Source organism: Streptomyces sp. SM11, from assembly GCF_002910905.1.
Lineage (GTDB): Bacteria > Actinomycetota > Actinomycetes > Streptomycetales > Streptomycetaceae > Streptomyces.
Genome location: NZ_NEUE01000277.1, coordinates 69,199 through 81,661, shown reverse-complemented (window position 1 = coordinate 81,661; position 12,463 = coordinate 69,199). Strand labels below are relative to the sequence as shown.

At 73.7% G+C, this 12,463-nt stretch carries 11 protein-coding genes; 5 read left to right on the top strand and 6 right to left on the bottom strand.

Features of this window, described 5'->3' with window-relative positions; translation table 11 throughout:
* Window positions 1-45 precede the first annotated feature (45 nt).
* The 3 genes from B9S58_RS30470 (at window position 46) to B9S58_RS30460 (ending at window position 5,102) form a co-directional block, all read left to right on the top strand.
* Window positions 46-672, top strand: coding sequence for a YigZ family protein (locus tag B9S58_RS30470; protein ID WP_103535166.1), 627 nt, complete (start codon window positions 46-48; stop codon window positions 670-672).
* A 177-nt stretch (window positions 673-849) separates the two neighbouring features.
* A complete protein-coding gene (locus tag B9S58_RS30465) occupies window positions 850-2,019 on the top strand; it encodes an exonuclease SbcCD subunit D (RefSeq protein WP_103535165.1) in 1,170 nt (389 codons plus the stop codon).
* Window positions 2,016-5,102, top strand: coding sequence for an AAA family ATPase (locus B9S58_RS30460; RefSeq protein ID WP_103535164.1), 3,087 nt, complete (start codon window positions 2,016-2,018; stop codon window positions 5,100-5,102). The genes B9S58_RS30465 and B9S58_RS30460 overlap by 4 nt, the downstream gene beginning before the upstream one ends.
* Window positions 5,103-5,124: 22 nt before the next feature.
* On the opposite strand, the gene B9S58_RS30455 is transcribed toward B9S58_RS30460, so the two are convergent.
* Window positions 5,125-5,571 (bottom strand): Lrp/AsnC family transcriptional regulator, encoded by a 447-nt coding sequence (locus tag B9S58_RS30455; protein WP_103535184.1) that lies wholly within the window; start codon window positions 5,569-5,571, stop codon window positions 5,125-5,127.
* A gap of 88 nt (window positions 5,572-5,659) precedes the next feature.
* Here B9S58_RS30455 and B9S58_RS30450 point away from each other — a divergent pair, with 88 nt between their 5' ends.
* Window positions 5,660-6,154, top strand: a complete 495-nt coding sequence (locus tag B9S58_RS30450) for a rhodanese-like domain-containing protein (protein WP_103535163.1) — start codon at window positions 5,660-5,662, stop codon at window positions 6,152-6,154.
* 18 nt (window positions 6,155-6,172) lie between these two features.
* Here B9S58_RS30450 and B9S58_RS30445 read toward each other — a convergent pair whose 3' ends face one another.
* The 3 genes from B9S58_RS30445 to B9S58_RS30435 all read right to left on the bottom strand — a co-directional run bounded on the left by B9S58_RS30445 (window position 6,173) and on the right by B9S58_RS30435 (window position 9,403).
* A complete protein-coding gene (locus B9S58_RS30445) occupies window positions 6,173-7,054 on the bottom strand; it encodes an ATP-grasp domain-containing protein (RefSeq protein ID WP_103535162.1) in 882 nt (293 codons plus the stop codon).
* A gap of 66 nt (window positions 7,055-7,120) precedes the next feature.
* The gene (locus B9S58_RS30440) at window positions 7,121-8,809 is read right to left on the bottom strand and encodes a DUF885 domain-containing protein (RefSeq protein ID WP_103535183.1); all 1,689 of its coding nucleotides are present in this window, start codon (window positions 8,807-8,809) and stop codon (window positions 7,121-7,123) included.
* A gap of 114 nt (window positions 8,810-8,923) precedes the next feature.
* A complete protein-coding gene (locus B9S58_RS30435; RefSeq protein ID WP_103535161.1) occupies window positions 8,924-9,403 on the bottom strand; it encodes an Lrp/AsnC family transcriptional regulator in 480 nt (159 codons plus the stop codon).
* A gap of 59 nt (window positions 9,404-9,462) precedes the next feature.
* Here B9S58_RS30435 and B9S58_RS30430 point away from each other — a divergent pair, with 59 nt between their 5' ends.
* Window positions 9,463-10,689: a PLP-dependent aspartate aminotransferase family protein gene (locus tag B9S58_RS30430; RefSeq protein WP_103535160.1), complete on the top strand. Its 1,227-nt coding sequence runs from the start codon at window positions 9,463-9,465 to the stop codon at window positions 10,687-10,689.
* Here the strand turns inward: B9S58_RS30430 and B9S58_RS30425 are convergent.
* Window positions 10,610-12,019 carry a GNAT family N-acetyltransferase gene (locus B9S58_RS30425; protein ID WP_103535159.1) on the bottom strand — a complete coding sequence of 470 codons (1,410 nt, stop codon included), beginning with the start codon at window positions 12,017-12,019 and terminating at the stop codon, window positions 10,610-10,612. The two genes, B9S58_RS30430 and B9S58_RS30425, sit on opposite strands and share 80 nt — an antisense overlap.
* Before the next feature lie 101 nt (window positions 12,020-12,120).
* Window positions 12,121-12,390 (bottom strand): hypothetical protein, encoded by a 270-nt coding sequence (locus B9S58_RS37625; RefSeq protein WP_146063584.1) that lies wholly within the window; start codon window positions 12,388-12,390, stop codon window positions 12,121-12,123.
* Window positions 12,391-12,463 lie beyond the last annotated feature (73 nt).

Sequence of the window (12,463 nt, the reverse complement as noted above, 5' to 3'; positions counted from 1 at the left end):
ATTCCCGCCGGGACCCGTCCTCGTGGCGGCGCATAGGGTGGACGGATGCAGGAGCAGTACCGGACCGTCGCCCGCGCGGGTGTGCACGAGAGCGAGATCAACCGATCCCGCTTCCTGTGCTCCCTCGCCCCCGCCGCCACCGAACAGGAGGCGCAGGGCTTCGTCGCCCGCGTCCGCAAGGAGCACCCGACCGCCTCCCACAACTGTTTCGCGTACGTGATCGGCGCCGACGCCTCGGTGCAGAAGGCGAGCGACGACGGCGAACCCGGCGGCACCGCGGGTGCCCCGATGCTCCAGATGCTCATGCGGCGGGAGGTGCGGTACACCGTGGCGGTCGTCACCCGCTACTTCGGCGGGGTCAAGCTCGGGGCGGGCGGACTGATCCGGGCGTACGGGGGAGTGGTCGGCGAAGCCCTCGACGCGCTCGGCACCCTCACCCGGCAGCGCTTCCGGCTCGCCACGGTCCACGTCGACCACCAGCGGGCCGGGAAGCTGGAGAACGACCTGCGGGCCACCGGCCGGGACGTCCGCGAGGTGCGGTACGCCGAGGCCGTCACCATCGACATCGGCCTGCCGGACGCCGACGTCGAGGCGTTCACCGCCTGGCTGGCCGACGCGACCGCCGGGACCGCGACGCTGGAGCTGGGCGGCGAGGCGTACGGCGACCTGTGACCGGACACCGGGGTGGCGTGAGGGAGGTCCCACGGACCCCGAGATCATGATCGATGCGGGTTCGGCGGCCCGGCGGCGTTAGCGTGGTCGGTGCCGAGCGGGATCACGGGCCGCCGGTGCGCGGCCCACGGGGTGGAGGACGACGACGATGCAGGCCGAAACCGGCGGAGTGATGGCGTGAGGATCCTGCACACTTCGGACTGGCACCTGGGCCGGTCCTTCCACCGCGTCTCCCTCCTCGACGCCCAGGCCGCCTACCTCGACCATCTCGTGGCGACCGTCCGGGACCGCGAGGTGGACGTGCTCCTCGTCGCGGGCGACGTCTACGACCGGGCCGTCCCGCCGCTCACCGCGGTGGAGCTGTTCGACCGCGCGCTGCACCGGCTCGCCGACGCCGGCGTCCCCACCGTCATGATCTCCGGCAACCACGACTCGGCCCGTCGGCTCGGCGTCGGTGCCGGGCTCCTCGACCGTGCCGGGATCCATCTGCGTACCGACCCCGAGGGCTGCGCCACCCCCGTCGTGCTCGCCGACGCCCACGGCGACGTGGCGTTCTACGGGCTGCCCTACCTGGAGCCGGCCCTGGTCAAGGACACCCTCCGGGCCGCCGGGTCCGGACACGAGGCGGTGCTCACCGCAGCCATGGGCCGGGTCCGCGCCGACCTCGCCACCCGCGCCGGGGGCACCCGCTCCGTCGTCCTCGCGCACGCCTTCGTGGCGGGCGGGGAGCCCAGCGACAGCGAACGCGACATCACCGTCGGCGGGGTCGCCGCCGTCCCCGCCGGGGTGTTCGACGGCGTCGACTACGTGGCCCTCGGCCATCTCCACGGCTCCCAGCGGGTCACGGGCCGCGTCCGCTACTCCGGATCGCCGCTCGCCTACTCCTTCTCCGAGGCCGACCACCGCAAGACCATGTGGCTGATCGACCTCGACGGCAGCGGGGACATCGCATCCGAGGAACGTGTCGACTGCCCCGTCGAACGGCCCCTCGCCCGGCTGCGCGGCCGCCTCGAGACCCTCCTGGAGGACCCCGCCCTGGACCGCCACGAGCACGCCTGGGTCGAGGCCACCCTCACCGACCTGGTGCGCCCCGCCGAACCCATGGCCCGCCTCGCCCGGCGCTTCCCGCACACCCTCAGCCTCGTCTTCGACCCCGAGCGGCCCCCTGACGACCCGGGGGCGTCCTACGCCCAGCGCCTCAAGGGGCGCGACGACCACCAGATCGCCGAGGACTTCGTCGCCCACGTCCGTGGCGGCAGCGGCCCCAGCGACCTCGAACGCACTGTGCTGCGCGCCGCGTTCGACGACGTACGGGTGGACGACACCGTGCGCGAGGTGTCCCGGTGAGACTGCACCGCCTCGGCATCACCGCCTTCGGCCCGTTCGGCGCCACCCAGGAAGTCGACTTCGACGCCCTCTCCTCCGCCGGGCTCTTCCTGCTCCACGGACCCACCGGCGCGGGCAAGACCTCCGTCCTGGACGCCGTCTGCTTCGCTCTCTACGGAGCCGTCCCCGGTGCCCGGCAGAGCCCCGGGGCCTCCCTGCGCAGCGACCACGCCCCGGCGGACCTGCCCACCGAGGTCCAGCTGGAGCTGACCGTCGGCGGCCGGCGCCTCGAAGTCACCCGCAGCCCCGCCCAGCCCCGTCCGAAGAAGCGCGGTGACGGCTTCACGATGGAGAAGGCCCAGAGCCGGCTGCGCGGTTACGACCCCGAGCGCGGCTGGCAGGCCCTCAGCACGTCGCACCAGGAGATCGGCGAGGAGCTCACCCAGCTCATCGGGATGAGCCGGGACCAGTTCTGCCAGGTGGTTCTGTTGCCGCAGGGCGACTTCGCCCGCTTCCTGCGCTCGGACGCCGAAGCCCGTGGCAAGCTCCTCGGCCGGCTCTTCGACACCCGCCGCTTCGCCGCCGTCGAGGAACGCCTCGCCGAACTGCGCCGGGGCGCCGAGGCCAAGGTCACCGCCGCCGACGAACGGATCCTCGCCCTCGCCCAGCGCATTGCCCAGGCGGCCGGGCCCGCCGGGGCCGAGGCCACACCGGTCGCCGCCCGGCCCGGCGAACCGGGCCTCGCCGAAGCCGTTCTGGAGTGGGCCGCGACCGCCCGGTCCACGGCCCGCGAACGGCTCGACATCGCCCACTGCGTCGTCACCGAGTCGGAGGGCCGACAGCGCACGGCGCGCCACGCCCTGGACGCCGAACGTGAACGGGCCCGCCTCCAGCAGCGGTACGAGGAGACCCGGCGGCGTTCTGCCGCGCTGGCGGAGCGGCGCCCCGAACACGACCGCTGCCAGGACCAGTTGGAACGCGCCCGTAGGGCGGACCGGGTCGCCCCCGCACTGGATTTGCGCGAGGAGGCGGAGCGCGCCCACCGCCGGGCGGCCGACGCCCTCGACCGGGCCAGGGCGCAACTGCCGCCCGACCTCGCCGACGCGGGACCCGGCCAACTCGCCGAGCTGGAGCGCCGGTTCCGGCAGGAGCTGGGCGGCCTGGAGTCGGCCCGCCGGGCCGAGACGCGCAGCGCGGAGATCGACGGGGAACGGGACCGGCTGGAGCGCGAGTCCCGCGCCGACGACGCGACCGTCCGGGACGCGGACGCCTGGCTGGCGGGCTGGGACACCGTCCACGCCGGACTCCGGGAACGCATCGCGACGGCGCAGGAGGCCGCGACCCGCGCCGAACAGCTCGCCGGACTCCTCGCCCCGGCCCGCCGCAGGCTGGAGGCCGCCCGCCGCCGCGAGGCGCTGGCCACCGAGGCCGAAACCGCCCGGGAGACGCTCGCCGAGGCCCGCGAACGCGCCCTCGGCGCCCATGAGACCTGGCTCGGGCTGCGGGAGCGGCGGCTGCGCGACATCGCGGCGGAGCTGGCCGCCGGACTCGTCGACGGCGTGCCCTGCACCGTCTGCGGCTCCGCCGAGCACCCGGCCCCCGCCACCGAGGGCGACGGCCACGTCGACCGGGCCACCGAGGAGGCCGCCCTCACCGCCCACCGCCGCGCCGAGGAGATCCGCACCCGCGCGGAGCAGGCACTCGGACTCGTCCGCGAACGCCACGCCGCCGCCCACGCGGAGGCCCGCGACGCCAGTCCCCCGGCGGCCGTCGCTGATCCTTCGAGGGCCGGGGCCGTGGAGACCAACGGTCTCGTGGCCGACACCGAGGCGAAGCCGGACCCCGGCCCGTCCGTCGGTGAACTCCTCGACACCGTCGAGCGGTTGACCGCCGAGCACGCCGAGGCGCACCGCCTCGCCGCCGGGACGCACGCCGCCCGTGAGGCCCTCGACGCCGCCGAGCGCGAACACCTCGGCCGCCTCGAACTCCGGCAGGAGGCCGAGCGCCGGGCCGCCGCCCGCACCTCCCGCCGGGAGGCGCTCGACCGTGAGCAGACCGTGCTGCGGGACGAACTCGCCGCCGTCCGGGGCGAGTCCGGGTCCGTCGCCGCGTACGCCGAACGCCTCACCCGCCGGGTGGCGCTGCTCGCGGAGGGTGCCGAGGCCGTACGCGCCGAACAGGACGCGGCCCATCGGCGCAAGGAGGCCGACGACCGGCTCTCCGACGCGGCGTTCCGGGCCGGCTTCGACACCCCGGGGGCCGCCGCGGCCACCCTCCTCGCAGCCGCCGCCCAACGCGGTCTCCAGCACCGCGTCGACGCCTGGCAGGCCGAGGCCGCCGCGGTCGCCGACCGCCGTGCCGAACGCGACGCCCGCGAGGCCGCCGAACAGCCCGCTGCCCGGCCGGCCGCCGCCCAGGGCGAGTTCGACACGGCTGAACGGCTGCTGCGCGAGGCGTCCTCCGCACGCGCCGCCGCCGATGAGCGGTGCGGGGAGCTGGCCCGGCTCTCCCGGCAGGCCGCCGACGAAGTGCGACGGCTGGGCCCCGTGCGCCGGGAGTACGAGCGGATCGCCCGGCTCGCGGGTCTGGCGGCCGGCACCTCCGCCGACAACGAACGCAAGATGCGCCTGGAGGCCTACGTCCTGGCCGCCCGCCTCGAACAGGTCGCCTCCGCCGCCACCGCACGGCTGCGGCGGATGTCCTCCGGCCGCTACACGCTGGTCCATTCCGACGCCCGCACCGGCGGCCGCAGGGCCGGGCTCGGTCTGCATGTGGTCGACGCCTGGACCGGCAGCGAACGGGACACCGCGACGCTGTCCGGTGGGGAGACGTTCTTCGCCTCACTGGCCCTGGCGCTGGGCCTCGCCGACGTCGTGACCGAGGAGGCCGGCGGCGTACGCCTGGACACCCTCTTCATCGACGAGGGCTTCGGCAGCCTGGACGACCAGACCCTGGACGAGGTGCTCGACGTGCTGGACTCCCTGCGGGAGCGGGACCGCAGCGTGGGCATCGTCAGCCATGTCGCCGACCTGCGCCGCCGGATCCCGGTCAGCCTCGAAGTCGTCAAGGAACGTCAGGGATCATCGGTCCACCATCGCCCGTGACCGGCCCGGCCGCCCCGCCGGTTCAGCGGCCGATCGCGCGGCGGGGGAGCGGTGAGGAGTACACGATGCTGGTGGTGACGGAGCCCAGTGCGCCGATCCGGCCGGTGGTCTCCTCCAGATGCTTCATGGAACGGGCCGTGACCTTGAGGACGAAGCAGTCGTCGCCGGTGACGTGGTGGGCCTCGACGATCTCCGGCGTCGTCTCCAGAAGATCGTGGAAGGGCTTGTAGTTCCCGTTCGGGTAGCGCAGGCGCACCAGGGCGAGGAGGGGCAGCCCGAGCCGCTCGGCGTCCACCACCGCCGTGTACCCACTGATCACCCCCAGCTCCTCCAGCCGTCGCACCCGCTCCGTCACGGCGCTCGGCGACATGGCGACGGCGCGCGCGAGCTCGGCGAAGGTGGCGCGGCCGTCGCGCTGGAGGACGTCGAGGATGCGCCAGTCGGTGGCGTCCGGGGAATAGTCGGTCACCTCACCCATGCAACAGGGGAATTCCCGGCGAATCAAGGGGAGCGCGGGGGAACTCAGCTTCCCGGTTCCGTTCCGCAGCCGTAGATTCATGGTCATGACCTCGCATCTCACGGCCACGGCCGACCACCCCGTCCTGCGCGTCGCGCCCGCCTCTCCCGCTGCCGCGGCGGCCTACTTCGGCGCTTCGCTCGCCTTCCACGCGGACGTCTCCGACGTCGCCGCTGCGCTCGCCGCCGACGGCGACCCCGGGTTCGTCGTCCTGGACAGCCGCTCCACCGCCTCCTGGGACCAGGGACATGTCCCCGGGGCGGTGCACCTGCCCACCGCGCTGATACTCGAGCAGGCGGCGGCGCTGCTGGACCCTGCCGTCCCCGTGGTCACGTACTGCTGGGGGCCGGGCTGCAACGGCGCGACCCGTGCGGCCCTGGCCCTCGCTCAACTGGGCTACCGGGTCAAGGAGATGCTCGGCGGATTCGAGTACTGGGCACGCGAGGGATTCGCCTTCGAGACCTCGGAGGGCCCCGACCGGCGCGGAGCCGACCCGCTCACCGCACCGGTCGACGCCGCCGACTGCGGCTGCTGAGGCCGCGGGCCGGAGGGGTCAGCGTTCCCCGGCGGCGGCCAGCGCGGCGAACAGATCCCGGGCCTCCGCCCCGGCGGGCAGCCCGCTGACCTGGCCGTCGCCGACCTCCACCACCCGCCACACCCCGTCCTCGCGCAACGCCAGGTCGGTGGTGACCCAGCGCAGCCCGAGACGGCCCACCGCCGCCCGCAGGGAGGGGAGTTCGGGTACGGGCACCTGGCCGGGAGTGTCCGGGTGGGCGGTGACGAGCACCGCGTCCCCGTCCACCCACCATACCCGCGCCTCGCCACCCGCGACGAACGGCTCAAAGGCCCGCAGCACCAGGCCACCCGCGAGGAACGGGCCCTGCAGCTCCATGAACCGGCCTACCACGGGCGCCAGTTGCTTCCGGTCCGCGAGCTCCGGGACGTAACAGGCCTCGTGCCACTCGTGCTTGCGGGACTTCACGAAATCCTTCACTATGCCGGGCCCCGGCCCCAGGGGTGCCGCGAGCCCTGCGAGCTCGTCGGCGCTGGGCGGCGGAACCCCCGGAGCCAGGGCACACCAGACGGAGCGCGGGGTGAGCCCGCCGAACTCTTCGTACCAGCCGGGAAGTTCATGCGCCCGCCGGTAGCCGGTGGCACCGCTGAGCAGGGTGCAGCCCCGGGCGCCGAGCGCCGCCTCCAGCTCCGCGTACCGGCCGGAGGGGATCATCCAGCCGCGGTACCAGTACGGTCCGGAGTCCCGTGCGACCCGGGCCACCGCCCCGGCCGCGTCACCCGCGAGCAGCGCGTCATGGTCGAGCAGCGCGATCCGCCCGCCGGCCGCACGCGCTGCCGCCACCTCGCCGGCGAACTGCGGATCGGTCCGGGAGGTCCGCAACGGGTCGGCGCACAGGAGGAATCCGTTCCGCTCGCTCATGACAGGCCGCCTCACTTCCACACTTCCACGGACGGGCACTTCGGACCGTACGCACCGCTGTCCGGATCAGAGCCGGGACAGTTCGTCCACCAGATCGTCCAGACCCAGCGGCCCCTGGGAGAGTGCCGCCATGTGCCAGGTCTTCAGGTCGAACGCGTCGCCGTGCGCGGCGCGCGCGTTCTCCCGGCCCAGCAGCCAGGCGCGCTCCCCGAGCTTGTAGCCGATGGCCTGCCCCGGCGTCGACAGGTAGCGGGTCAGCTCGCTCTCCACGAAGTCGGCGGGACGGCCGCTGTGGTTGCCGAAGAACTCCTGAGCCAGATCGGGTGTCCAGCGCTCGCCCGGGTGGAACGGGGAGTCCGCCGGAATCTCCAGCTCCAGATGCATGCCGATGTCGACGATCACCCGGCAGGCGCGCATCATCTGCGCGTCCAGGTAGCCGAGGCGCCGTTCCGCGTCCGGCAGGAAGCCCAGTTCGTCCATCAGCCGCTCCGCGTACAGCGCCCAGCCCTCGGCGTTCGCGCTGACCATGCCGACCGACGCCTGGTAGCGGGAGAGGCTGTCGGCGACGTGCGTCCACTGGGCGATCTGCAGGTGGTGGCCGGGAACACCCTCGTGGTACCAGGTGGAGACCAGGTCGTACACCGGGAAGCGGGTCGCGCCCATCGTCGGCAGCCAGGTGCGCCCGGGGCGGGAGAAGTCCTCGGAGGGACCGGTGTAGTACGGCGCGGCGGCCCCGCCGGGCGGCGCGATGCGGGACTCCACCTTCCGTACCCGCTCGGCGAGGTCGAAGTGCGTGCCGTCCAGCGCCTCGACCGCCTCGTCCATCAGGCCCTGCAGCCACTCGCGGACCTCGTCGACGCCCTCGATGCGCTTGCCGTGTGCATCGAGGTGCGCGAGCGCCTCCCAGGGGCCCGCGCCGGGCAGGATCTTCTCGGCCTCGGTCTTCATCTCGGCGAACAGCCGGTGGTACTCCGACCAGCCGTACGCGTACGCCTCGTCGAGATCCAGGTCGGTGCCGTTGTACAGCCGCGACCAGCGGGCGTAGCGCTCCCGGCCGACCGGGTCGGGGGCGCCCTCGATCCCCGGCGCGTACACGTCGCGTACCCAGTCCCGCAGCGCGAGCACCGAGGCCGTCGCCAGGCCGGCGGCCTCGTCCAGCTCCGCCCGCAGGGACGCGGGGCCGGGTGCGGCGAACTCCGTGAAGAACGCCTCGCCCCCGCCCTCCCCGCCCCACTCGGTGAGCTGCCCGATGAACGTGGCGGTCGCGCGGGGACCGCCGTACAGCTTGCGCTCCAGACCGAGCGCAAGCGAGGCGCGGTACCCCTCGTGCGCGGCGGGCACGGCGCGCAGCCGTTCCACGACCGCCGCCCAGTCCTCGTCCGTGGCGGTCGGCGTGATGGTGAAGACCTCGGTGATGCTGTGGGCGGGCGACTGCATGTTGGAGACGGTCCGCAGGCCCTCCTCGGCCTCGTGCACGGCGAGTTCGGCAGTCAGGCGCTCCCGCAGGAGCCGTCCGCAGCGCCGCTCGGCGTCGCTGTCCGCACCGGGTCGCTCCTCCGCCGCGTCCAGCTCCCGCAGCGTCGCGCGGATGAGGTCGGCGGTCGCGGCCTGACCGGCCGGTGAGAAGTCGGGCAGCCGGCGCGAGCTTTCGGGCACACCCAGGTAGGTGCCCGTGATGGGGTCGAGTTCGATGATTGCGTCGACGTAGGCGTTGGCGACCTGACGGGGCAGCGCGCTGCTCGAGGTGTCTGACATGTGGACATCCTCGTACGGCGGCACGTGTCCCGTCACCATCATTGCCCTGCGGGCGTCCGAAAGTCGGTCGCACCCGGTACGTCAGCGGTACGTGTCCGGTACATGCCTGGTGCGTCAGCCTCCGGAGGGAGGCAGCAGCGGCCCGCAGTCCCACTGCTGGAAGATCAGCCGGGTGTCGACCCGGGCCACCTCCCGGCGCGAGGTGAACTCGTCCAGGACCAGCCGCTGCAGATCCGCCGCGTCGGCCACCGCGACCTGCACGAGATAGTCGTCGGGACCGGTGAGGTGGAACAGCGCACGCGATTCCGGCAGGGACCTGACGCGGTCGACGAACGGCCCGATGAGCTCCCGGCGGTGCGGCCGGACCTGCACCAGGAGCAGCGCCTGGAGTCCCCGGCCGAGCTTCGCCGGATCGAGGCGCAGCTGATCCCCGAGGATCACCCCGGAACGGCGCAGCCGGGCCACCCGGTCCAGACACGTCGAAGCGGCCACGCCGACCTCGGCCGCGAGCTCGCGGTACGTGGTCCGCGCATCGTTCTGCAGCAGCCGCAGAATCTGCAGGTCCACCGGATCCAGAGCGACAGAATCAGCCATATGGCGAACGTAGCACGGGGTTTTAGCGCTACGAACCGGTAGCTGTTCAGAGTGGCGGCATGGACAACGAAGTCTCGCTGACGCCCCCCGCCCCCACCCCGTCCAGGGCTCTCGCCACCGAAGCCGTGCACGCCGGACGCGACGACCTCGCCTCCCTCGGCGTGCACGCCCCGCCGATCGACCTGTCCACCACCTACCCCTCCTACGACTCGCGCGGCGAGGCGATGCGGATCGACGCCTTCGCCACCACCGGGGCCCGGCCCGACGGGCCGCCCGTCTACGCCCGGCTGGACAACCCGACCACGGGCCGTTTCGAGACGGCGCTCGCCCGGCTGGAGGGCGCCGAGAGCGCGGTCGCCTTCGCCAGCGGGATGGCGGCGCTCACTGCGGTGCTGCTCGCCCGCGCGAGCCAGGGGCTGCGCCATGTCGTCGCGGTCCGCCCGCTCTACGGCTGCAGTGACCATCTGCTCGGCGCCGGGCTGCTCGGCACCGAGGTGACCTGGACCGATCCCGCGGGCATCACCGACGCGATCCGCCCGGACACCGGGCTCGTGATGGTCGAGACGCCGGCCAACCCGACGCTGGCCGAGATCGACATCCGGGCCGTCGCCCACGCCTGCGGATCCGTGCCGCTACTGGTCGACAACACCTTCGCCACCCCCGTTCTGCAGCGCCCCGTCGAACACGGCGCGCGGATCGTCCTGCACAGCGCCACCAAGTACCTCGGCGGCCACGGGGACGTCATGGGCGGCGTCGTCGCCTGCGACGAGGAGTTCGCCGCCACACTGCGCCAGGTGCGGTTCGCCACCGGCGGAGTGCTGCACCCGCTGGCCGGCTACCTGCTGCTGCGCGGCTTGTCCACGCTTCCGGTACGCGTACGGGCGGCCTCGTCGAGCGCCGTCGAACTCGTCCGCAGGCTCACCGCCGACCCGCGGGTCGCCCAGGTGCACTACCCGCGGATCGGCGGCGCGATGATCTCCTTCGAGGTGTACGGGGACCCGCACCGGGTGATCGCCGGGGTGCGGCTCATCACGCCCGCCGTCAGCCTCGGCAGCGTGGACTCGCTGATCCAGCACCCGGCCTCCATCAGCCACCGTATTGTGGAGGAGGGAGACCGGCAGGCGTCCGGTGTCGGCGACCGGCTGCTGCGGATGTCGGTCGGCCTGGAGGACGTCGAGGACCTGTGGGCGGATCTGTGCCAGGCGCTCAGCGACGGGCCTGTTCCGCCGACACGGAAGGCCGAGCGGCCCCTTCAGTCGTCAGCCCGGTCGTCAGCCGGGCGGTGATGACGAGCGTGCCCTCCTCGATCTGGTAGTCGAGGGGCAGCCCCAGCGCGCGCATCGCCGCCACCATCCCGGTGTTGTGGGACTGCGTCACCGCGTACACGCTGTCGCAGCCCGCTTCCACGGCGAGGGCCACCAGGCGGCCGAGCAGCCCGGAGCCGATGCCCCGGCGCTGCCAGTCGTCCTCGACGAGGAGGGCGACCTCGGTCTCGTCGCCGTCCCAGAGGAGATGGCCCAGCGCCACCAGCTTGCCGGAGGCCGTCTGCACCGCCAGGGTGCGGCCGAAGCGGGGGCTCAGCAGATGGTCGAGGTAGCGGTCCGCGTCCCGGACGGGGCCGTGGTAGCGCAGGCGCAGGGTGCGCTGCGAGCAGCGGTCGTGCATGGCGCGGGCGGCGGCGAGATCACCGCGGTCCGCGCGGCGCACGGTGATCTCGTTGCCCTCGGGCAGGGTGAGGACGTCCTCGCTGCGCGGCACCCGCGGGCCGAGCCGGGCGTCGAGCTCGACCAGGGCACGGGCCCGCGCGAACTCCGTCGGCGTGAACGGCAGATAGGGCCGCTCGACGGAGAGCACACCGCCGGACGGGTCCCGCAGCCGCATCACCGTCTCCTCCAGCACGCCCTCGACCGGGGCGCTCTCCCCGGTCGCGCGGCCGGTGACGGTGACGGTGGGCAGCGAGCGGATGGTGCACCGGCCGAGCAACTGGCGCAGGGCGAGCGGTAGCTCGGCCGCGTCGAGCGCCGTCCGGGTGGCCAGCGACAGCACCCGGGTCGGAATGTCGACCAGGTCGTGGGCGTCCGCCCGCTCGATCCAGGTGGACGTGCCGCCGGCGGCCGCGATCTCCCGGGACAGCTCCTGCGCCTGGAGCGAGACCGGGGCCCGCAGCAGGAACTCGTCGACGGTCCCCCGCGCGAGCGGGTGGGTCCCCAGCGTGAGGATGTCCACCCGCAGCCCGGAAAGGGCCAGGCACAGTGCGGCCAGACTGCCCGGTGCGTCGCACACCGTCGTCCGCATCCGCCACAGCACGGTCTCCTCGGCCTCGGCGATCCCGCCCGCACCGCTGCTTCCGGCCGCGCCGCCGTTCCCGGCCTCGCCCGTCTCACCCGCCTCACCGGACGGGGGAGCGTGACTGTGCCGTCGCGCCCACCAGGTGTGGAACGCCGCGGTGGCCACCAGCGCCACCGCCGACGCGACGAGCAGATAGGGCCCGTCCGGCTGGTGTCCGATCAGGTTGGCGATGGCGTCGGCCACGGCTACGGCGGTGAACAGGGCGGCCAGTTCGATAAGGTCCCGCCGCCAGTGGTGCGGACGGCGGGCGCTCTTCGCGGAGGTCACATCAGTCATATCCGCACTGTGAACGAACGGTGTTGCCTGATCACGAACGCCTTGTGACTGATGGGTTACGTGTTGATCTGGTCGCCTATTGTCGTTTTCGGTCAGATTCCATGATCGGCCGCTCCTTGATCCTTCCGGCCGGGGCGAGGGGCCCCGAGTGCGGTTTCCTCCGCCTCGGCGGGGAAGGCGGCGAGCAGCCGGGCGGCCTGGCGGACCGTCTGGGATGCGCCCTCGCGCTCCGCTGCCGTCGCCGGCCCTGCTAGCGGCGGGAGCTCGCCCGTATCGCAGGGCGTCCACCGCCACCGCACGGTCCTCGGCGTGCCGCGTGCCGCGTGCCGGGCGCCGAGCCCGTAGGCCGGCGCGAGATGCATCGCCCCGCCCACCTCGCCCGCGCTCTCCCGGCCAGCGCCGGTGGCAACGGCCCTCGCGGCAGTCTTCGGCTGT